The organism is Sphingomonas sp. GW821-FHT12D09 (assembly GCF_058807215.1).
In genome coordinates this window covers 1,870,642-1,887,184 of sequence record NZ_JBXAQL010000001.1, presented here as the reverse complement: position 1 = coordinate 1,887,184, position 16,543 = coordinate 1,870,642, and the positions used below count along the sequence as shown (strand labels likewise).

The following is a 16,543-nucleotide window of genomic DNA, read 5'->3' as shown; positions in this document are numbered from 1 at the left end:
CAGTCACTTGAGCAGGGTCGCGAGACACTGCCTTTATCTTGTTTTCCCTGTTTCTCCCGCCTGCCTTCCACCCGGCGCAAAAAGAAAGCCGGGACGCGCTGCCTGTCCGACAGCGCATCCCGGCCCCCAATGGAGAGCCCTTCAGGCATCCGCGAACGCCCTTCGCGCCTGTTCCGCGCGTCTGAAACTGCGCTTGCCGAGCATCCCATGCGCATCGCCATCGCCGTTGACGAGCATCACCGCGACGAACCAGCGCCCGTCGATCCGTCCGAGAATGCGCACCCGGTCGAGCTCGATTTCGCTCTCTTCACTCCCGGAATGGCCGCCGATCCAACGCTCCTGAACCCTCGCATGCCAGTGGAAATCGGCTTGCTCCGCTTCGAGAAAGCGTTCCGCCAGCGCGGCGCCCGCAACCCTGCCGAATTCGATCTCCAGCCCCGAGACAAGAGCCGCCATCACGCGATCCGCTGCGTTCGAGATGGACACCATCTGTGCCATGATCAGTCTCCGCTTGCGGTTCTCACCATCGAGGACACAGCCTTCGAGACGGACGACGGAGCGGCGGTCAGGGCCGCCGGAGCGTAAGCGGAGGCGCCGCGAAGCGGACATGGGGGAGCCGATTTGCGCAGCAAATTGGGGGGTACCCATGGGCCTTGAGGGCCGCTTTGCCGCCCGTCATGCTGGGACTTCACGACGAGCCTACCCTTGCCATGTCACGGCGCCTCGCGGCGGAGCACGAACATCGCCGGAGCCTGGCCTGGAGCAGGGGGCTGGTTCAAAGCCGGAGGCGCTTCCCGGCGGACAAGAAACAGTTTCTCGGGCCTCACGGCCACCACCGCGATCGGTGCCCGGGCAGCGCCGGTGACGCGCTGCAGATAGCCGATGGTCTCGACCGGCAGCCGCGCGTCCCCGGCGAGCCAGGCGGCGTAGCGCGCCGGTCCCGCATTGTACGCGCCGAACAGGCCGGGATAGCCGAAGCGGTCGTACATCCGCCGCAGGTAGCAGGCACCCGCGACGATATTGTCGGCGGGCAGGTCCGGGTCGACGCCGAGATGCAGGTCGCGACGCAGTTCGCCCCAGGTCGCCGGCATCAGCTGCATCAGCCCCATCGCGCCTTTGGTACTGCGGATCGGGCGACCGTCGAGCAGGGTCCGGCCCCCGCTTTCTGCCTGCATCACCCGCGCGATCCAGTCCTGCGGCACGCCGCAGCGACCGGCCGCCGCATCGATCTCCGCGGCCCAGCGCGAAGTTTCGTCCTGCCCCGGCGAACCCGCGACGAGCAAAGCGGCGAGGATCAGCGGCGCCATATCAGCCTCGCCCGGCCGACCAGATCGGCGCGCGCGCTGATCCCGAAATAGCGCCCGTCGAACGAGCCAGGCGCGTCCATCAGCAGCAGATATTCGCTCGGGCCAAGCCGGCGACACCCCTCCCACCAGGGCAGGACGCGGCCGCTCGGATCGCGCGCAAGGCGCGCCGCGACGCGAACACCGTTGACCGAGACCTGGGGGCCGGAGGCGCAGACAAGGTCGTCGCGCAGGGCCGCAACACGCTTCACCAGCGGAACATTGGCAGGAAGATAATGGCGTTCGGCAGCGAGCGTGCGCCAGCGCCGAGGCACCCGGGCGATCGCCATCTCGCCGCGTGCGGGCGCGTCGCCCGGCCACACCCAATAAAGGCCGATCGGTGCGCTTGGTGACGCATTCCAGAGCAGGCGCGGGGCCGGTCTATAGACCGGCGGCGCCACCAGCAGCGCGAGCCCAGCGCCGCCGAGGATGGCCAGCCGTAGCCGCCGCAGTCGTTCCAATAGATGACTGTGATGGGCCTCGCCCCAGTCCAGCAGCGGTGCGTCGCCGGGTGAGCGCCTCGGAGTCACCGCCCGATGTCCCGGGCGCTGTTCTCGCGGCTCCAGGCGTCGAGATCGTCGATATGATATTGGACGTAGCGGCTGTGCCGGCGGAACACCGGTCCGGTGCCGCGCACGCGCATCCGCTTTAGCTGACGGCTGGAAAGCGCGAGATAAGCGGCCGCCTGCTCGGTATTGAGGAAGGGCGAACCGCGCCTTGCGCTGGTCGCCCGCTGGATGTCGTCGCTGTCCACGCCGCATGTCCCTGGGTGCCTCGAATGGCACCGGGGATGACCCTGCAGGCACCCGGCGGGGAGTGCCGAAAACGGCAGGGTGCGATTTCGACACCCCCTGGGAGTGCGTCCCGCGCCGGGCGGCGCGGGACGCAAGGGCTCAGCGCGACCAAATCAGGTTGTGCGTGCCGTTCTCGCCTTCAACCAGGGTCGCGTAGATCGGCGCGGGCAGCGACGGATCGTCGAGCTTCACCGAGACATAGGGCCGGTCCTCGCGCGAAGTCTTGGTCCAGCCGGCGCCGAACTCGACGCCCTGCGCGGTGGTAACCCGGTAGTCGGGGGCCTTGTCATTGTCTTTGGCCGAAGGCTTGATGCTCGCCTTGGCGTTGAGTGTCAGGGTCCGGATGGTGCCGGTGAACACGCCCGAGTCGTCGCGGGTGAAGCTGCCGATGGTGGCCATGATGCGTCTCCTTGTGCTTCGACGCCGCGCCAGTGCGGCCTCGATGGCGACGCCCGGGCACCGCAAGCGGCCGGCATGCACCCGGGCCCGTAGGGCCGGGCCGCAGCGAACGCGAAGGGCGGCCAAAGCCGGCTTTCTTGCCTCGCGAGGAAGGCGCAGGCGCGCAGCGCCGAGCCGGGGAAGAAAGCTGGCGACGCCGTTGCTGGCCCAGGCCGCGCGGCGCCAGTCGGCCATCCTCGAAGAGGCCGCATGCGGCTGCGCGCAGCAGGGAACGGACGCGATCGCCACTCCGCCGCGCGTCCCGCCGCCGTCCTGGGGTCCCGGCGACCGGGATGCGCCGCACGACATGGCGCGCTATCGTTGCCGAAAAAAGGGAACGACATGACAGTTCTGGACCAGGTCCGGGCACTGATCGAGCGGCTGGCGCCCGAGCCGGACTGCGACGACTGCATCGCCGAACGGCTCGGCCTGAGCGTCCGGCTGCACGCCAACCACAAGACCCGCGAGCTCGCCGGCCAGGGCGGATTCGAGCGCCGCAAGGACAGTTGCGCGCTGTGCGGCGAGACCAAGCTGGTGATCCGGCGTGGCGGGCATTGACGCATGCGCCGTCGCGGCGCTGATGCTGATCGCCGCCGTGCCTGCCCCGCAAGCGGGCGTCGTCGCCTGGGTGACCGACGGCGACACCTTCCGGCTGGAGAGCGGCGAGGGCATCCGCTTCGCCGGGATCGACGCGCCCGGAAGTCAGCCCGGCAATGCCAAATGCCGGGCCGAGTTGCTGCGTGGACAGCAGGCGACGCATGCCGCGATCGCGCTGCTCAAGGGACGGACGGTCGAGATCGAGCGCGTCGGGCGCAGCTACGACCGCACCGTCGCGCACGTCGGCCTCGGCGGCCGGGACCTAGCGGCAATGTTGGTCGAGAAGGGGATCGCGCGCTGGTGGCGCGCAGGAAAGCCAAGCCGGACTGGTGCCATGGCTGAGAAAAGCGGGGCGGCGGGACGCCGCCCCGTGAGGGTCACGCGGCGAGCGGCTGCGGCGCGGGGTGGGGTTCCGGTGGGGCTCGGGCGCATGCGCGGCGAGCGCCGCCTCGACCTTGGCGCGCCCTCTGGCGCCCGCCAGATGGTCGGCGACGATCCGGCGCAGCGTCTTGCCGGTCTCGCCGGCATTGGCATCGGCGACGGTCGGGCCGGCCACGTCGGCGACGACATGGGCGAGCACTTCCCTGTCGCGGACCAGCTCCAGGAACGCATCATCGGCCTGCCACCATTCCGCCATGCGCAAGTCAAGCTCGCCGCCGACCGCCTCGACCGCTGCGCTTCCGGCCGCGAGCGTCTCGCCCATCAGCACCGCGATCACGTCCATGACCTTGGTGTCGGGCAGGTCGAGCAGGGTCAGGAACACCCCGACGACGCCGTGCTCGTCGTGCCCGTCGCACAGCGTCGGCGCCTCGGGATCGAAGCCGAGGACCGCCAACAGCCTGCTGCGCTTGGCATCGAATACCGTCTCGCCCCGGCACGTCTCGACCGACTCGGCGACGGCGTCGTTGCGCGCCTGTTGCGGCTCGGCCTCGACGCGCCATGGCAATGCAGGTCGATATAGGTCTGCAGCGGCCCGCTGACTTCGGGCCGCACCGGCTTGGGCTCGCCTGTCGCGGGCATCTCGCCGCGCTCGATCCGCTTCGCTTCCTTGGCGGAAAGATAGCCTTCGTGGAACACGACCTCGCCATTGGCGCGGACGTCGATATAGACGCGCCCGCCCTTGCGCTTAGGCGCCTTCACCTGCTCCCAGCCCCGATATTGCTCGGTGGGGCCGATGATATCGACGGCGCTCCAGTCCGCATCCAGATAGGCCACCCGCCGCGCCTCGATCGCGGCATTCTGCGCGGTCCAGAAGGCATCGGCATCGCCAACGTGCGCCGCACCGCGAGCACCGGCAGCGCGAAGGTGTCGGCGATTTCGTCGGGCGACCGGCCCTCCGGACCAGCCGGACGAAGCTTTCCCCGCGGGTCACCTCGTCCGGGTCGAGCCGCGCCATGTTCTCGATCAGCGACGCCTCGACGGCGGCGGCATCGTCGCCGTCTTCGAGGACGGCGCAGGGGAAGAGATAGGGTTCGGGTGGTTGCTCGCCCTCGGCGGTGCGCTCCCCCGCGACGATCTCGCCGGCGCGGAAGCGGCGTGCGCCCGCGAGGATGCCGAAGCGCTCTTCGGCGCCGGGGCGGACGATCAGGGTCTGGAGGGTGCCGCGCTTGCGCACGCTCGGCAGGATGTCGGCGACATCGGGCGGGCGCTTGGCGAAGCGCATGTTCTCCTTATCGACATAGAGCTTGTCGAGCGGGATGAATTCGAGTTTCACGGTACTGCTCCTTGTGAGCGCCGGTCCCGTTCGACTTGGACAGCGGGCGGGACCGGCTTGGGGATGCGGCGGGACGGCGCGCCACGCGCCTTTCGCGCGCTCAGCCGGGCGGAAACCGGTTGGTCAGGTCACTGGCGGTATCGTGCGCGCGCCGGAGCAGCGCCTCGGCCCAGAGGATCGACCCTGCCTTGCGCGCCCATGCCGCCCAGTCGGCGAGGCTGAGATCGGTCGTAAAATGCAGGTCGCGCTCGATCCGCAGCCCGAAGGGCAGGTGCAGCGCCTCGATCTCGGAAAGCGAGAACCAGCCGAGCTCGGGACAGCCGAAGCCGAGATCGGCCAGCCCGAACAGCGCGTCGCCGTCCTCGGCAAGCTCGCTCGCCAGCCATGTCGCGACGGACAGCGGGTGGAACAGCTTGACCAGCGGGCGCTTGCCCTCGGCATCGCTATGATATTGCGCGCGCAAGCCTGCGCGCAGTTCGGGGGTGAGGAGGCTCATGCGGCCGCCTCCATCGCCGGGGCCTCGGACTGGAAGGCCAGCAGATAGTCGGCGGCCTTGGTGGCGAGGCTGGCGGCGCGGAAGATCGCGCGATTGTCGGCGCGCAGCACCGCAAGCCACGACCCGAGATAATCGGCATGGCGGACGCTCGGCACGATCCCGAGCACCGCGCACAGGAAGGCCGAGGCAAGCTCGGCGACCAGTTCCTCGCGGGCGTAGCCCGCGCTGCCGAACGGGTTGGACAGGTCGCGCGCGAGGCGGGTCGCGTGCCCGGTCCAGTGGCCCAGCTCGTGCAGCGCGGTGCGGTAATAGTCGATCTGATGCTGGAACGCGGGCTGCGGCGGCACCTGCACATAGTCTTGCCCCGGCGCATAATAGGCCTCGGCCCCGCCGATCCGGAAATCGGCTCGGCAAGCTGCTATCAGCGCCTCGGCAACCGGCACGATCTTGCGCGGCGGCAGTGACGCAGCCCCGGCCAACATCCGCTCGGGCAGCCCGTCGCACTGGGCGACGTTGAACACGGTGAAGCGCTTGAGAAACGGCACCGCGCGCGCCTCGCCGCCCTCGACGGCAGCGCGCTCCTTTTCCGCCTCAGGGGTGAACCGGTCGGCATAGACTATGCCGACACCGTGCTGGCCCTTGCGGACGCACCCGCCCGCGTCGAGCGCCTGCCGGAAGGTCAGCCAGCCCTGCGAAGGATAGCCGCGCGCGATCACCTCGCCCCACAGGATCAGAACGTTGATCCCGGAATAGGCGCGGTTCGAGGCGGCGTTGCGCGGCAGGCCCGGCGCGGCGGCGGCGTTGTCCCAAGGCTGCACCCATGGGAAGCGCCCGGCCTCCAGCTCGGCGATGACCCGCGCGGTCACCTCGTCATAGAGCGAGGCGCGAGCCGCGCCCCCGTCCACCTCTCCGCGCGTGCGACGCCCGCGATCCTTGCCCACGACCCATCCTCCTCACAAAAATCCGCACCCGGCCCCGGAAAGCGGGGTGGGCGGCGAGGAAGCCCTGGAAGGCCCGCGGCCAGGGGCGGGGCGCACCGCAGGCCGGAACGTGAGTGGAGGACCCGGGCTGCGCCCGGGTTGCGCCCCGCCCGAGCGGGCCTAGAAGGGCGCGCCGACCATCCCGCTGCCCGGGACCAGCCAAACGCCGGCGCCAGCGCGCCGTCCGCTCACAAGATGCGCAGTGATCGTCACCGTAAGGCCGGGATGCGGCACGCGGCCCGGCGGCGCGAAGCGGCGTAGAGCGCGGTCGCAGCGACGCGATGCAAGACCAAAGGGACGCACTCTTGCCGACACCGCAGGCGCGGCGGCGTGCGCGCGGGCCTGTGGGCCAGCCGCCGCCGCGCCCCCCCGGTCCAAGGCAAGTGTGCCTGTGCGGGCCGACCAGGACGCGCGAACCGTGTGGCTGCCTGCAGCCGCAGTGTGCGCACAACCTTCCCGCGCACCTTCGGGCATCGCGCTGCGAGGCGACCCGGGTCGTAGACTCGTGAAGCGGTCGTCGGCAAAGCGCCAAATTCGGACGCTAAATATCAAGGCATCCAAGTCGGCAATTACGCCGTTTGCAACGCTTCTTGGACGGGCCGCGGATCTTCGGGTTGGCTGCAGTAGAAGGCTTCGGCCGGCGCCATGCTGAGTCGCGCCTGCGATGTTCGCTTGATCTCGGGGGACCAGTATCTGACCGGCTATATCCATCTGAGCAAGACAGGCCCGAAGCGTCACGAACGCCACGACGAGGTCATTGCCGGCGAGGTCCCGCGCTTCTGCGGCGCGCACTCGCCGCATTGGAGCTACCTCAGACCGAGGTATCAGACCGAGTGCCGTGCGCTTAAATCTCTGATCAGTATCGGCGCGCTAGCGTCAGCCCGAAGGAAATTGACGGCGCAGCGGTACCAGCAAATCCTCGACGAGGCGCCCGCGATCCACGCGCAACGCCGCGCGGCGCACGGTCTTGATGACCGGCCTGCGCTCGCCGCCGCCCATACCGATTGTGACCGAGCCCGGACTCGCTTCATTCTGGGCACTGGTGCGCCACGCCCTGTATTCGGCGCCGGAGATCGACGCTGCCACAGCTACGTCGGTCACACGTTCAGTCAGGTCGATCTGCTCGAGGACCATCGATGCGAACAAAAGGGCTGTCGTCAGGCGTGCCTGCACGGCTTCCTGCAGGATCACCATATGACCTGCCATCTCCCAGCCACGCCCGTTGCGCGGCTCGTCGAGCAGCTGGCGGATCAGGATCGACCCGTCCTCGGTCAGCATGAAGGACGCTCCCCGGTCCTGACGGATCACCAACGCGCCATTGTCCAGACGGACGTCGTTGCCGAGGCTCTGGTCGAACAGCCGGTCGCTGCCGAAGAGGCCGGCCTGCAGCAATTGCTGCGATAGCGCCCGATCCTCGATCTCCACGGGACGCAGGACTTGCTGCCGCGGTCCTGACGCGACCGCCACTTCGATCGTCGCGCTCGCCACCATGTTTCGATTTTCGGGTGGAATCAGCCCAAGTGCGCGCCGGGCCATCTCCTCTGGGTCAGCAACGCCGATGGCATCGCTCATGGCCACGTCATGCAGGGCCCGCACGACCGCCGCGTTGAGGTCGTCGGCGTCAGTGAAGCCGGCTCGGTACAGGCCACTTTCCCAACCTTCGACCTCAGCGATGAACTCGGCCTGTCGCGGTTCGGGCGTCACGCCTTGCTGGATGAAGGCGAGGACTTGCCTGCTGCCCCGCGCCTCGCGATATTCTTCGTGGGTCGCCGACAATCCCGAACCGGGTTGGATTTGTCCGTAGCCCTCGCCGAGGATGAGCAGGATGAGGTCGGATTGCCGGACGCCTTGAAGGCATGCGACCTGAGGCGACGTAGTGCGGGCGCCGAAGTCCTCGGCCATGGCGGGCGTATGGCGCAGGACCGCAACCGCACGTTTCGCAGCTTCTCGAAATTGGCCGAACCCGCCAATGAGTGAAGAAATGAATACCTGCATGAGCTCGATTTAGGGGGCGCAAGTGTCGTTGTCGGGTATTCAAGTGACCGTGCAAGCCGGGCCCGGATCAAAGTTTTCCAGTTGTACGGCGGTCTTCGTCGCGCACTACATGTCGGCGTACCATCCCTTGCGGCCTCAGGGGATCACTTTGACTTCTTTTTATCGGGACGCTGGGTGAGCGCTGAGCCGGCAGCAGTCTTGGAATCCTTGCCAGTGCGACTGTCTTTCAAAACCTTCGATGCTGCTTTCCCGGCCTTCGGGCTCGTCTGCTCGTTCTTCGCCATGATATGACCCCAAGCATGCACACCATCTTGTGGTGCCATCCACTCGAACGATCCCATAGTCGATTGGTTCCTTTAATGTTCTCCTCGCCGTGGACGGCATAGGAGCCGATCATAGGCGAGCGGGTGACCGGTTTCGGGCAACCGACTTGGGCGCTTCAGCGGCGGATATTGGGGCGCTTACCCGACGTGCCCGGGTGGCTTGTGAACGGCAGCTAACCACCAATGTGTCAGCCCTCGCCGACGGTCGTTCATGAGTTCACGACCCAGGCGGAACCGCGAGGAAATACCTGCCGAGGCCACGACCGCTGTCAGTTCGACTTCCGATGGGACGCCGCCACCCATGACTTGTCGTCCGACGCCAGCGTTCCGTTCCGGAAGCCATGACGAGGATGCACCGGTGTCGGCGTGCGCGAGGCCAGCGCGAGGGGAGGCACCCGGTCGCGGCACGACCCCAACCTTAGCGCAGCTGGCTGTCCTTGCTGCCGCGCCGGTTGATTCCGACGCTGCGAACGGTAGCATCGCGCCGGGCCTGACAGCGCACGCAGGTCCGTGCTCCTGGCAGCGCCGCGCGGCGCGCCGCCGGGATGTCCTCGCCGCAATCGTCGCATTCCTCGCTGCCGTCCCCGGCGGGCATCATGCCGCGGGCACGCAGCACCGCATCCATCACCGTGTCGTCGATCTGATCCTGCACGGCGCCGTCGGGCGCCCAGCCGTTTGCCATTTTCTCCAGGCCTTCGCGTCGTTACAAGGGCTTAGATAGGAAAGGGTGTCCCGCAGACAACGCTGCGACTTGCCGCGACACGTGTCCCTTCCGACACGGTACGGACACAAGGCGTTTGCGAGGCATCGTGGCACCGCACGAACTCGACGACGAACGCGTATCGATCAGCAGTGACGACGTGCGGCTGTCCGGCACCGCGCTCACCTCGATCGCGCTGCTCCTCCAGGAGCTCACCACCAATGCTGCCAAATATGGCGCGCGGCGGTCCGCGGGTGAAGGGCCCGCCTTCGGGCGCAGGCTTTGGCGGCGTGCTCGAGGCGGCAGCGGCGCGGAGCCTGCGCGGGACCCTCACGCTGGCGTGGGACGAAGCCGGACTGCGCCTGAGCCTGTGCTTTCCCGTCGAGCGCCTGACCGGCTGATTTCGCGCATCGCGGGTTCGAGGCGGCGGAACCTCGCACTGGCCAGGCAGCAGCGAAGACCGTTCGGATCCGGATCGACTGGGGCCGTGTCCCCCCGACGCGGACGCGTCAGGCGTCCTCTTCCTTGTCGAACAGTGCGCGCAGCTCGTCCTTTGCCTTTTCGAGCCTGGCCCTGTCCGCCTTGCCGAGATTGTCGCCGGCGCGGTTGATGTAGAAGGTCAGCATGCCCATCGCCGACTGGAGCGGCGTTCCCTTGCGGCGCTTGCTCTGCTCGGCCGAGCGCTTCAGCGACCGGGCGATCTCCTTCGGATCGTCCTTGGTGAACACGCCCTTGTCCAGGTCGAGCGCGTCCGAATGCTCGGTGACGTCCTGCGACCATTTATGCTGCGCCATCGGCGCTCTCCTCATCAGCTTGAAAGGGACCTGGCTCGTAAAAACGCGCGGGAAAGAAGCCCGATCCGCCCGGCAACGGCATCGTGCCGTCCTGGCAACTCGCCCCGAGGCGGGTGCCAAGGCTATCGCAAGCCGGCGGAGCCCCTCGGCGAAGCGCGATGAAGCACCGACAAAAAAAATTCCAACCGCTCCTCTTGACCGGCGGATGGCAAAAACCATCTCAGCGCCGCCGGATGCGACTTTCGGTCCGGTGAACCCCGAGGGCACCGGCTCTCCCGGTGCGCCTCGTGCTCAAATTGCTCATTGGAGGATTTGGATATGAGGACCAATTTCGACTTCTCGCCCTACCGCCGCTCGACCGTCGGCTTCGATCGGCTGTTCGATCTTCTCGAGACCTCGGCGCGCGCCGAGACCGAGACCTGGCCGCCGTTCGACATCGAGCAGGAAGGCGAGGACCGCTACCGCATCACCCTGGCGGTTGCCGGCTTTAGCCCCGACGAGATCGAGATCGTCGCGCAGAGCAACCAGTTGACCGTCAGCGGCCGCAAGCCCGAGGAAAGCGATACCGGCCGGTTCCTACACCGCGGGATCGCGACGCGGGCGTTCGAGCGGCGTTTCCAGCTCGCTGACTTCGTGATCGTCGAGAGCGCCGACTTCGACAACGGCCTGCTGCGCATCGTGCTCAAGCGCGAGGTGCCCGAGGCGATGAAGCCCCGCAAGATCGCGATCAACGGCACGAACACTGCGCCCGCCAATGATCGCCTCGAAGGGCCTGACGCCGCGCGCGACGCGGCCTGAGCCACGCAGGCCCACTCCGGCGCCCGACGCCGGGGTGGGCCGATGCGAATCGCCAACATCCGAACCGAAAGGAAGGACCATGTCCGTCCATTATCTCGGGTCGCTCGGCGGCCCGCACGAACTGGCAAGCCACCCGCAGCTCGAGCCCGAGGTCAAGCGCGCGATCCTCGCGTCCTGGGCGTCGGACAAATACGCGGTGCGGTCGCGCCCGACACTGCGCAAGCCGCCGGAGCTGTCGGGGCCGGTCCCGGTCGGCGAGGTGCTCGACGCGCTCAAGAGCCTCGACGCGCCATGATCCCGGCGGACCGCCGATGCCGCCCACCATGTCAGAATCCAGGGGAGATCCATGTTCACGGGACGAACCATCCCGAGCGCCGTCATCGATTGCATCGCGCATGCCCGCGAACCGGGCGTGCGCGACCTCTGCGCCGTGGCCGACCATATCCGATCGGACCTGCGCGGCAACACCATGAGCGCATCAAAACCAGCGACAATATCCGAGGCCGCGGCGCGGCTGCTCAGTCTTCGCGCCGCGCACGCCGCGCTGACCGGCTGCGCCTGACAATCCTCCCGATCGTAGCGCAAATGGGAGTAAGGTCCGTCCAGACCCGGCGCGAGAGCGCCGACTCGGGTCCAGCGGGGACGACGGACTGGCCGGCGCTTGTCACGACACCGACACATCCATCGCGCCGGAAAGCCAGCGGGCGGCGCACTACCTGGCAGCTAGTCCTGGCTTGGGACGCTTTCGACCTGCAGCTCAGGATGATCGTGGGACCCGGCCACCTCTAGGGCGTTGAGGCTTCGCATACTTTCAGCACGAGGTTTGACATGAGCGACGATCACGAGCGCATCCCCGGCGTAAAGCCGGACGGCGCGGCAGCGGAGGCACAGGAAACCAGGGACGGCGAGGCGGTGGCTGGCAAACAGCGGTCCGCCGACGACGGCCTGAAGCCTGAGAACGTCAATCCCCTTGCGCCCCCGATCAACGTCGAGGGCGGGGGCTGAAGAGCTCGAGTTGCCGGGAGCGCGCGAACAGGCCCGGGGCGAACAAGGTCTCGGGGCTGAGCTACCCTCGGATCGATCGTACTGGCGAGCCTTCTCACCTCCGCAGGAGGGCCCTCCACCCTCCGGCCGCCATCGCCCGAGCCTCGGCCGCACGACGCCGGACTCGCGACATCAGGAAGTCGGACCGCCCCTTCCATTCGGCACGGACGAGCTCCTTCCCGTACAATGCGCTCGCCATTTCGCGATAGGATGCGCCTGCCGCGATCGCATCGCCGACGCGCAGTGTCTCCAGTCGCTGCGGCAGGCTGGGTTCAGCCGGGTATAGCGTTCCGCCGAAGCGCCCGGTGCGCCAAAGCCCGAGCATGCGACGCAGGGTCAGGACATGGGCATCGACGGTTGTGAGGCCTGACAAGAGATAGTCGAGTCGGGCTGGCCCGTCCTCGACCAGCGTGCCTTCGACCACGTCGATGCGGATGCGGTGCCAGCCGTCGGACAAGGCGACATGCTCGCGCCCGCCGCCACGCACGATCGTCGCCCACCGCATCAGACGGGCGAGATCGATCGCGTCGGGATCCGATCCTTCGGCGGGGGACGCCCGGACCCGAAGTACGAAGGGATCGAGGTCCGCATGCCAGAGCAGGCGCGCCTCAGGTGCAGGGCGCGTGGCATCCTCGGCGAAAGCATAAGCCGAATGCCCGGGCATCCGCCTCCATCTCGAGATGTGGGGCCGTCCCGCCGGCGCGCCGCAACCGTGCGCTCACCTCGGCATAGTCTGGATCGCGGCGCAGCCATTCCCAGGCCAGGCCGGCGCGGTCGATCCCAGCCAGCGCGCGGTAGGGCGCGCTGTCCCGCCAGTCCGGACGGGTGTCAGGCGCGTGCCTCATCGCCGATCCGGCGAGGCATTGGGCTTGCAGCCGAGCGACTTAGCGAGGGTTGCTGCCAGGCGAATTTGCCCCGCGGCAAGGATCGGGCTAAATACAGGGCCTTATCGATCCGACCGTGGCGGCGACGGGAAAGCGCCGCACGCGAACAGGGCAAGTCTTGGTCATGGACGCTGCGGCTTGGGGCGCGTCCTTCATCGGTATGGCGTTGCTCATGGTTCTTGCGACAGCACAACAATTCGCGCTTGCGGTCGAGGCCGCCGCAAGCATCCGCGAGCTCGGCGGCCTCGTGGACGCGATCACGCGCGAGATGGGCTTCCGCTATTTCGCGCTGACCCATCATGTCGATATGGTGCGCAGCACACAGCCCGCGATCCGAATCCACAACTACCCGGCGGATTGGGAAGCGTTTTTCGACGCCGAGGGGCTTGGCCGCTCGGACCCGGTGCACCGGGCGAGCCACCTGCGCAATCTCGGCTTTCCCTGGACGATGCTGCGCGAGCTTATCGAGTTCAGCCGGCGAGACGAGGAGATCATCGCCCGGTCGAAGCGCGCCGGCCTCGGGGAGGGCTACACCGTGCCTGCGCACATGCCGGGCGAGTCGGAAGGCTCGTGCTCGTTCGCAACCGTCCAGGGCCGGACCTACCGCGTCGAATGGGTTCCGCTCGCGCAGTTCGTCGGCACGGCCGCGTTCGAGGCCGCGCGCCGCCTCTCGGGCATGCGCCGTCTCGATCTCGAGCGCCCACGGCTCAGCGACCGCCAGCGCGACTGCATCTACTGGGCGGCGCGCGGCAAGTCGGACTGGGAGACCTCGCAGATCCTTGGCATCGGGCATGACACGGCGATCCAGCACATGAAGGAGGCGCGGCGCCGCTACGGGGTCCTCAACCGGACCCAGCTGGCAATCCACGCCCTCTATGACGGGGCGCTCACCTTCACCGATGCGATGATCCGTTGAAACTCCCCATTTCTGGGGAATGGTCACCGCCGGCCACCGGGCACAGCATCGGGCTTCCACGACCAGGGGAGCCCGAAGATGCTGTTCACTCAGGACGACGACAGCGCCGCCAGCGATGCGGTGATGCGCGCAATGTTCGAAGCCAGGAAGCGGGTGTTCGTCGACCTGCTCGGCTGGGACCTGCCGATCCTCGCCGACCGGTTCGAGATCGACCAGTATGACGACCAGCACGCCCGCTATTTGATCCTCGCCGACACCGAGCGAAGCCACCTCGCCTCGGCACGGCTGCTGCCGACGACCCGGCCGCATATCCTCGGCGACATGTTCACCGAGCTATGCGACGCACCCGCGCCGTCGGGCCCCGACACCTGGGAGATCACCCGCTTCTGCCTCGACCGCGGCCTCCACGCGGCCGAGCGCCGGCGCTGGCGCGACGCGCTGGTCACGGCGCTCGCCCATTATGCGCTCGACAACGGCATCACGACCTATACCGGCGTCGCCGAGCAGGGATGGCTCGACCAGATCCTCCAGTTCGGCTGGCACGCCGCGTTGCTCGGGCCGCCGCGGACGATCGGCCGCATGACGCTCGGCGCGCTCCGGATCGAGATCACCCCGGACACGCCCGCGCTGCTCAGGGCCAACGGCATCCACGCCCCGGCCGAGCTCGAGCAGGAGGCAGCGTGATGGCCACCATGGTCCAGCCCATCGCGCATGCGGCCCCCGATCCGACCCAGCAGCTACTCGAGCACGGTTATTGGGTCCTTCGCAACGCTCTCCCCGGCACGACGATCAAGGCGCTCGACGAGGACCTTGCGCAGGCCTTCACCGACACGCCGTTCTGCCAAGGCGGCTTCTATGGCGAGCGCACCAAGAGATTCGGGCGCCTGCTCGCCCGTAGCCCCCATGCCGCCCAGCTGGTCATGCATCCCGAGATCCTCGGCATCACCGAGGATGTCCTCGGCCCGTGGTGCGATTGCATCCAGCTCAACCTGACCCAAGCGATCGCGCTCCACCCCGGTGCGCTCCCGCAGCTGCCGCACCGCGACCAGGATATGTGGCGCGGACCCACCGGCACGATCGAATATCTCGTCAACGTGATGTGGCCGTTCACGCCGTATCGCGAGATGAACGGCACCACGCTTCTCTGGCCCGACAGCCACGGCGCCAAGGCGCTCGACCCGGATCTCGACGCCACGCCGATCGCGATCGCACTCGATCCCGGCGACGCGCTGGTGTTCCTCGGCTCGACGTTGCACGGCGCCGGCGGCAACCGCAGCTTCGCCACGCGTCGCGGCGCGATCGTCAGCTACTGCCTAGGCTGGCTCAAGCCCTACGAGAACCAGTGGCTCGCCTATCCGCCGGAGACTGCGCGTCACTTCCCGCCCGAGCTCTCGGCGTTGGTCGGCTACCGCCAGCACCGGCCCAACCTTGGCAACTATGAAGGCCAATGCCCGTCGATCCTGCTCCATGACGTACTCAGCCACGCAATCGGCGCGGTCGACGCGCTGCGCCCAGACCAGCAGGCGCTAATCGAGGCACACGTCGCCGGGCAGCGCACCGGAGGATAGGCCATGAGTCCCGGCGCCACCTTCGAGCGGGTCTACAACGAGCTCAAGCGCATGCTCGCGGAAGGCGAACTGCCGCCCGGCAGCCCGATCGAGCCTGCCCTGATCGGCAAGCAGATCGCTTCCAGCATCACGCCCATTCGCGACGCGCTGCACCGGCTCACTGGCGAGCGGCTCGTCGAGGCGCCCAACCACAATGGATTCCGTGTTCCGCTGCTGACAGAAGCGGAGTTACGCGATTTATATAACTGGAATGGACTCGTGCTGGGCATTGCCGCGAAGAGACTTACGACTGGGTTTATGCTGGAAGGGGTTGCACGTCGAATCGCCCGCGAGGACATCGCGTCTTCGACGGCTGTACTCTTCCATGAGATTGCGCATCGCGCCGGCAATATTGAACTCGGCTTTGCTGTAAGGGCGCTCAACGACCAGCTTGCGACGTTCCGGCGCGCCGAGGTAGCCGCACTAGAATCCGTGACTGAAGAACTGATTGGCTTGGCGACTATCGCGGCCAGCGTGGAGCGCGCCGAGCTGACCGCGGCACTGGCACGGTATCATCGCCGAAGAGTTAGGTCGGTAGCCACGATTCTCGCGCATGCGATGCGTCTTTCCATCGGATAGACGGCCGAAAAGCTCCGTTAATTCGATAGGATGTCAACGTCATCGCATGGTCCCTCGAGCCTCGCCGTCGCTGCCGCAATTAATGTCTGAGAATGCGGTGAAGCGCACGATGTTCGTCCAAATATACCGCTTCTCAGCTTACCCATCGTGCATATTACGCAACCCCTGATCCAACTAGCGATCGTGTGGGAAGAAAATTGCGCCAAATTGGCTAAATATTTTTGATAATTTATCCGCTCAATTGACGTATTCACGAAACGTCGTTACGCCCCTGGCGCGAAAGGGAGCGATATGGCGGCTCAAAAACTCACTGCAGCAGCGGACGATCGTCGTGCGAAATTCGTCCGAATCGCGGAAAAGCGGGTCGCGAACGCGCTCAAGTCCATCCGCTTGGTCGGCAACCTCTCGAACCGTTCGGCATATGAGTTTGACGAGGCGGACATCAAGAAGATCACCGCTGCTCTCTCGAGAGAGGTGGACGCGATGCAGCGCCGGTTCAGCGAGACGCCGACCAAGAACAAGATTGAGTTCAAGCTCTGAG

26 protein-coding genes are annotated in these 16,543 nt (G+C 67.3%); 12 read left to right on the top strand and 14 right to left on the bottom strand.

Annotated elements, in window-relative coordinates; all coding sequences use genetic code 11:
* Window positions 1-141: 141 nt before the first annotated feature.
* The 5 genes from AC1RPL_RS08465 to AC1RPL_RS08445 form a co-directional block, all read right to left on the bottom strand.
* Window positions 142-498, bottom strand: a complete 357-nt coding sequence (locus AC1RPL_RS08465) for a hypothetical protein (RefSeq protein ID WP_493068805.1) — start codon at window positions 496-498, stop codon at window positions 142-144.
* A 215-nt stretch (window positions 499-713) separates the two neighbouring features.
* The gene (locus AC1RPL_RS08460; RefSeq protein WP_493068804.1) at window positions 714-1,307 is read right to left on the bottom strand and encodes a lytic transglycosylase domain-containing protein; all 594 of its coding nucleotides are present in this window, start codon (window positions 1,305-1,307) and stop codon (window positions 714-716) included.
* Window positions 1,295-1,873, bottom strand: coding sequence for a S26 family signal peptidase (locus AC1RPL_RS08455; RefSeq protein ID WP_493068803.1), 579 nt, complete (start codon window positions 1,871-1,873; stop codon window positions 1,295-1,297). The genes AC1RPL_RS08460 and AC1RPL_RS08455 overlap by 13 nt, the downstream gene beginning before the upstream one ends.
* Window positions 1,870-2,097: a helix-turn-helix domain-containing protein gene (locus AC1RPL_RS08450; protein WP_493068802.1), complete on the bottom strand. Its 228-nt coding sequence runs from the start codon at window positions 2,095-2,097 to the stop codon at window positions 1,870-1,872. Before AC1RPL_RS08450 ends, AC1RPL_RS08455 begins: the two co-directional genes overlap by 4 nt.
* A 139-nt stretch (window positions 2,098-2,236) precedes the next feature.
* A complete protein-coding gene (locus AC1RPL_RS08445; protein WP_493068801.1) occupies window positions 2,237-2,536 on the bottom strand; it encodes a DUF736 domain-containing protein in 300 nt (99 codons plus the stop codon).
* Between the two features lie 381 nt (window positions 2,537-2,917).
* On the opposite strand from AC1RPL_RS08445, the gene AC1RPL_RS08440 reads away from it, so the two are divergent.
* Both AC1RPL_RS08440 and AC1RPL_RS08435 read left to right on the top strand, forming a co-directional pair.
* Complete coding sequence (locus AC1RPL_RS08440) at window positions 2,918-3,133, top strand: hypothetical protein (protein WP_493068800.1); 216 nt, start codon at window positions 2,918-2,920, stop codon at window positions 3,131-3,133.
* Between the two features lie 22 nt (window positions 3,134-3,155).
* A complete protein-coding gene (locus AC1RPL_RS08435; RefSeq protein ID WP_493068799.1) occupies window positions 3,156-4,133 on the top strand; it encodes a thermonuclease family protein in 978 nt (325 codons plus the stop codon).
* Window positions 4,134-4,298: 165 nt separating this feature from the next.
* Here AC1RPL_RS08435 and AC1RPL_RS08430 read toward each other — a convergent pair whose 3' ends face one another.
* From AC1RPL_RS08430 to AC1RPL_RS08405, 6 genes are all read right to left on the bottom strand, one after another.
* Window positions 4,299-4,886 carry a ParB/RepB/Spo0J family partition protein gene (locus AC1RPL_RS08430; RefSeq protein WP_493068798.1) on the bottom strand — a complete coding sequence of 196 codons (588 nt, stop codon included), beginning with the start codon at window positions 4,884-4,886 and terminating at the stop codon, window positions 4,299-4,301.
* A 100-nt stretch (window positions 4,887-4,986) separates the two neighbouring features.
* A complete protein-coding gene (locus tag AC1RPL_RS08425; RefSeq protein ID WP_493068797.1) occupies window positions 4,987-5,382 on the bottom strand; it encodes a DUF2958 domain-containing protein in 396 nt (131 codons plus the stop codon).
* Window positions 5,379-6,323 (bottom strand): ArdC family protein, encoded by a 945-nt coding sequence (locus tag AC1RPL_RS08420; protein WP_493068796.1) that lies wholly within the window; start codon window positions 6,321-6,323, stop codon window positions 5,379-5,381. Before AC1RPL_RS08420 ends, AC1RPL_RS08425 begins: the two co-directional genes overlap by 4 nt.
* 915 nt (window positions 6,324-7,238) lie before the next feature.
* Window positions 7,239-8,357 (bottom strand): DUF4062 domain-containing protein, encoded by a 1,119-nt coding sequence (locus AC1RPL_RS08415; protein ID WP_493068795.1) that lies wholly within the window; start codon window positions 8,355-8,357, stop codon window positions 7,239-7,241.
* 143 nt (window positions 8,358-8,500) lie between these two features.
* Window positions 8,501-8,641, bottom strand: a complete 141-nt coding sequence (locus AC1RPL_RS08410) for a hypothetical protein (protein ID WP_493068794.1) — start codon at window positions 8,639-8,641, stop codon at window positions 8,501-8,503.
* 457 nt (window positions 8,642-9,098) lie between these two features.
* A complete protein-coding gene (locus AC1RPL_RS08405) occupies window positions 9,099-9,362 on the bottom strand; it encodes a DksA/TraR family C4-type zinc finger protein (RefSeq protein ID WP_493068793.1) in 264 nt (87 codons plus the stop codon).
* 239 nt (window positions 9,363-9,601) lie between these two features.
* On the opposite strand from AC1RPL_RS08405, the gene AC1RPL_RS08400 reads away from it, so the two are divergent.
* Window positions 9,602-9,781, top strand: coding sequence for a hypothetical protein (locus AC1RPL_RS08400; RefSeq protein WP_493068792.1), 180 nt, complete (start codon window positions 9,602-9,604; stop codon window positions 9,779-9,781).
* A 108-nt stretch (window positions 9,782-9,889) separates the two neighbouring features.
* Here the strand turns inward: AC1RPL_RS08400 and AC1RPL_RS08395 are convergent, their stop codons facing one another.
* Window positions 9,890-10,174 (bottom strand): DUF3175 domain-containing protein, encoded by a 285-nt coding sequence (locus AC1RPL_RS08395; RefSeq protein WP_493068791.1) that lies wholly within the window; start codon window positions 10,172-10,174, stop codon window positions 9,890-9,892.
* A 318-nt stretch (window positions 10,175-10,492) separates the two neighbouring features.
* Between AC1RPL_RS08395 and AC1RPL_RS08390 the strand changes: the two genes are divergently transcribed.
* From AC1RPL_RS08390 to AC1RPL_RS08375, 4 genes are all read left to right on the top strand, one after another.
* Window positions 10,493-10,972, top strand: coding sequence for an Hsp20 family protein (locus AC1RPL_RS08390; protein ID WP_493068790.1), 480 nt, complete (start codon window positions 10,493-10,495; stop codon window positions 10,970-10,972).
* Window positions 10,973-11,051: 79 nt separating this feature from the next.
* On the top strand, window positions 11,052-11,267 hold the full coding sequence (locus AC1RPL_RS08385; protein ID WP_493068789.1) for a hypothetical protein: 216 nt from the start codon (window positions 11,052-11,054) through the stop codon (window positions 11,265-11,267).
* Between the two features lie 51 nt (window positions 11,268-11,318).
* Complete coding sequence (locus tag AC1RPL_RS08380) at window positions 11,319-11,534, top strand: hypothetical protein (protein ID WP_493068788.1); 216 nt, start codon at window positions 11,319-11,321, stop codon at window positions 11,532-11,534.
* Between the two features lie 266 nt (window positions 11,535-11,800).
* Window positions 11,801-11,977 carry a hypothetical protein gene (locus AC1RPL_RS08375; protein ID WP_493068787.1) on the top strand — a complete coding sequence of 59 codons (177 nt, stop codon included), beginning with the start codon at window positions 11,801-11,803 and terminating at the stop codon, window positions 11,975-11,977.
* Window positions 11,978-12,071: 94 nt separating this feature from the next.
* Here AC1RPL_RS08375 and AC1RPL_RS08370 read toward each other — a convergent pair whose 3' ends face one another.
* Both AC1RPL_RS08370 and AC1RPL_RS08365 read right to left on the bottom strand, forming a co-directional pair.
* Window positions 12,072-12,680, bottom strand: coding sequence for a DNA -binding domain-containing protein (locus tag AC1RPL_RS08370; RefSeq protein WP_493068786.1), 609 nt, complete (start codon window positions 12,678-12,680; stop codon window positions 12,072-12,074).
* Entirely contained in the window at window positions 12,625-12,861 is a 237-nt protein-coding gene (locus AC1RPL_RS08365) for a transcriptional regulator domain-containing protein (protein ID WP_493068785.1), read from the bottom strand. The genes AC1RPL_RS08370 and AC1RPL_RS08365 overlap by 56 nt, the downstream gene beginning before the upstream one ends.
* 199 nt (window positions 12,862-13,060) lie before the next feature.
* Between AC1RPL_RS08365 and AC1RPL_RS08360 the strand changes: the two genes are divergently transcribed.
* The 5 genes from AC1RPL_RS08360 (at window position 13,061) to AC1RPL_RS08340 (ending at window position 16,542) form a co-directional block, all read left to right on the top strand.
* Window positions 13,061-13,816 (top strand): LuxR family transcriptional regulator, encoded by a 756-nt coding sequence (locus tag AC1RPL_RS08360; RefSeq protein ID WP_493068784.1) that lies wholly within the window; start codon window positions 13,061-13,063, stop codon window positions 13,814-13,816.
* Between the two features lie 78 nt (window positions 13,817-13,894).
* On the top strand, window positions 13,895-14,500 hold the full coding sequence (locus AC1RPL_RS08355; protein ID WP_493068783.1) for an acyl-homoserine-lactone synthase: 606 nt from the start codon (window positions 13,895-13,897) through the stop codon (window positions 14,498-14,500).
* Window positions 14,500-15,384 (top strand): phytanoyl-CoA dioxygenase family protein, encoded by an 885-nt coding sequence (locus AC1RPL_RS08350; protein ID WP_493068782.1) that lies wholly within the window; start codon window positions 14,500-14,502, stop codon window positions 15,382-15,384. Before AC1RPL_RS08355 ends, AC1RPL_RS08350 begins: the two co-directional genes overlap by 1 nt.
* A 3-nt stretch (window positions 15,385-15,387) precedes the next feature.
* Complete coding sequence (locus AC1RPL_RS08345) at window positions 15,388-16,002, top strand: GntR family transcriptional regulator (protein WP_493068781.1); 615 nt, start codon at window positions 15,388-15,390, stop codon at window positions 16,000-16,002.
* Between the two features lie 291 nt (window positions 16,003-16,293).
* Window positions 16,294-16,542 carry a hypothetical protein gene (locus AC1RPL_RS08340; protein WP_493068780.1) on the top strand — a complete coding sequence of 83 codons (249 nt, stop codon included), beginning with the start codon at window positions 16,294-16,296 and terminating at the stop codon, window positions 16,540-16,542.
* Window position 16,543: the final 1 nt, after the last annotated feature.

Excerpts from the sequence above, each read along its gene's own strand:
- AC1RPL_RS08465 (WP_493068805.1), bottom strand. The coding sequence starts at position 498 with ATGGCACAGATGGTGTCCATCTCGAACGCAGCGGATCGCGTGATGGCG.
- AC1RPL_RS08460 (WP_493068804.1), bottom strand. The coding sequence starts at position 1,307 with ATGGCGCCGCTGATCCTCGCCGCTTTGCTCGTCGCGGGTTCGCCGGGG.
- AC1RPL_RS08445 (WP_493068801.1), bottom strand. The coding sequence starts at position 2,536 with ATGGCCACCATCGGCAGCTTCACCCGCGACGACTCGGGCGTGTTCACC.
- AC1RPL_RS08440 (WP_493068800.1), top strand. The coding sequence starts at position 2,918 with ATGACAGTTCTGGACCAGGTCCGGGCACTGATCGAGCGGCTGGCGCCC.
- AC1RPL_RS08435 (WP_493068799.1), top strand. The coding sequence starts at position 3,156 with ATGCTGATCGCCGCCGTGCCTGCCCCGCAAGCGGGCGTCGTCGCCTGG.
- AC1RPL_RS08425 (WP_493068797.1), bottom strand. The coding sequence starts at position 5,382 with ATGAGCCTCCTCACCCCCGAACTGCGCGCAGGCTTGCGCGCGCAATAT.
- AC1RPL_RS08415 (WP_493068795.1), bottom strand. The coding sequence starts at position 8,357 with ATGCAGGTATTCATTTCTTCACTCATTGGCGGGTTCGGCCAATTTCGA.
- AC1RPL_RS08410 (WP_493068794.1), bottom strand. The coding sequence starts at position 8,641 with ATGGCGAAGAACGAGCAGACGAGCCCGAAGGCCGGGAAAGCAGCATCG.
- AC1RPL_RS08405 (WP_493068793.1), bottom strand. The coding sequence starts at position 9,362 with ATGGCAAACGGCTGGGCGCCCGACGGCGCCGTGCAGGATCAGATCGAC.
- AC1RPL_RS08400 (WP_493068792.1), top strand. The coding sequence starts at position 9,602 with ATGCTGCCAAATATGGCGCGCGGCGGTCCGCGGGTGAAGGGCCCGCCT.
- AC1RPL_RS08395 (WP_493068791.1), bottom strand. The coding sequence starts at position 10,174 with ATGGCGCAGCATAAATGGTCGCAGGACGTCACCGAGCATTCGGACGCG.
- AC1RPL_RS08390 (WP_493068790.1), top strand. The coding sequence starts at position 10,493 with ATGAGGACCAATTTCGACTTCTCGCCCTACCGCCGCTCGACCGTCGGC.
- AC1RPL_RS08385 (WP_493068789.1), top strand. The coding sequence starts at position 11,052 with ATGTCCGTCCATTATCTCGGGTCGCTCGGCGGCCCGCACGAACTGGCA.
- AC1RPL_RS08380 (WP_493068788.1), top strand. The coding sequence starts at position 11,319 with ATGTTCACGGGACGAACCATCCCGAGCGCCGTCATCGATTGCATCGCG.
- AC1RPL_RS08375 (WP_493068787.1), top strand. The coding sequence starts at position 11,801 with ATGAGCGACGATCACGAGCGCATCCCCGGCGTAAAGCCGGACGGCGCG.
- AC1RPL_RS08370 (WP_493068786.1), bottom strand. The coding sequence starts at position 12,680 with ATGCCCGGGCATTCGGCTTATGCTTTCGCCGAGGATGCCACGCGCCCT.
- AC1RPL_RS08365 (WP_493068785.1), bottom strand. The coding sequence starts at position 12,861 with ATGAGGCACGCGCCTGACACCCGTCCGGACTGGCGGGACAGCGCGCCC.
- AC1RPL_RS08360 (WP_493068784.1), top strand. The coding sequence starts at position 13,061 with ATGGCGTTGCTCATGGTTCTTGCGACAGCACAACAATTCGCGCTTGCG.
- AC1RPL_RS08355 (WP_493068783.1), top strand. The coding sequence starts at position 13,895 with ATGCTGTTCACTCAGGACGACGACAGCGCCGCCAGCGATGCGGTGATG.
- AC1RPL_RS08350 (WP_493068782.1), top strand. The coding sequence starts at position 14,500 with ATGGCCACCATGGTCCAGCCCATCGCGCATGCGGCCCCCGATCCGACC.
- AC1RPL_RS08345 (WP_493068781.1), top strand. The coding sequence starts at position 15,388 with ATGAGTCCCGGCGCCACCTTCGAGCGGGTCTACAACGAGCTCAAGCGC.
- AC1RPL_RS08340 (WP_493068780.1), top strand. The coding sequence starts at position 16,294 with ATGGCGGCTCAAAAACTCACTGCAGCAGCGGACGATCGTCGTGCGAAA.